The sequence below is a fragment of the Paraburkholderia sp. BCC1884 genome (assembly GCF_900996225.1).
In the GTDB taxonomy this organism is placed as follows: Bacteria; Pseudomonadota; Gammaproteobacteria; order Burkholderiales; family Burkholderiaceae; genus Paraburkholderia.
On the sequence record NZ_CAAJGL010000098.1, the window covers coordinates 1 to 600 of the forward strand.

A 600-nucleotide genomic window follows, 5' to 3' on the forward strand; every position below is an offset into this window, starting at 1 on the left:
GAGGAATCGCTCCACACGCGGCGCGAGAGCTTTCGCGAGCAGAAGGCGGCGATCGCGCGCGCGGCCGCGCGGCACGTGCAGGACGGCGACACGATCTTCCTCGACGGCGGCACCACCACCGCGGCGCTGGCGCGCTGCTTGACGGGGCGCCGCGATATCCATGTGGTGACCAACAACCTGCTGGCGGTCGGCATGCTGGCCGCGGCGGAACTGCGCGTGACCCTGATCGGCGGCGACGTGCGGCCCTCGAGCATGAGCACACTCGGACCGATCGCGCAGTTGGCGCTGTCGCGGGTGAGCTTCGACAAGGCCTTCCTCGGCGCCGACGGCGTGGTGGCCGGACGCGGCCTGTGCGAGGCCTCGGCCGAGCAGGCCTTCCTGAAGGAATGCATCGCCGCGCAGGCGGCCCAGGTGCTGGTGCTGGTGACCTCGAACAAGCTCGAGCGCGCCAGCCAGCAGCACTGGACGCCGCTGGCGCGCCGCTGGACCCTGCTCACCGACGCGCAGGCCGACCCGGCCCTGCTCGCGCGTTTCGCGCAGCACGAGGAGGTGACGGTGGAATGCGCGCAGCGGGAAGCGTGAAGCGGTGGCGCCGAACCC

The 600-nt window shown here is 72.2% G+C and carries 1 protein-coding gene; it reads left to right on the forward strand.

Annotation, left to right across the window (positions count from 1 at the left end; genetic code table 11):
* Positions 1–582, forward strand: a 582-nt coding sequence (locus tag FQ705_RS22405; RefSeq protein ID WP_144144405.1) for a DeoR/GlpR family DNA-binding transcription regulator, incomplete at its 5' end; no start/stop codon positions are given.
* Positions 583–600: the final 18 nt, after the last annotated feature.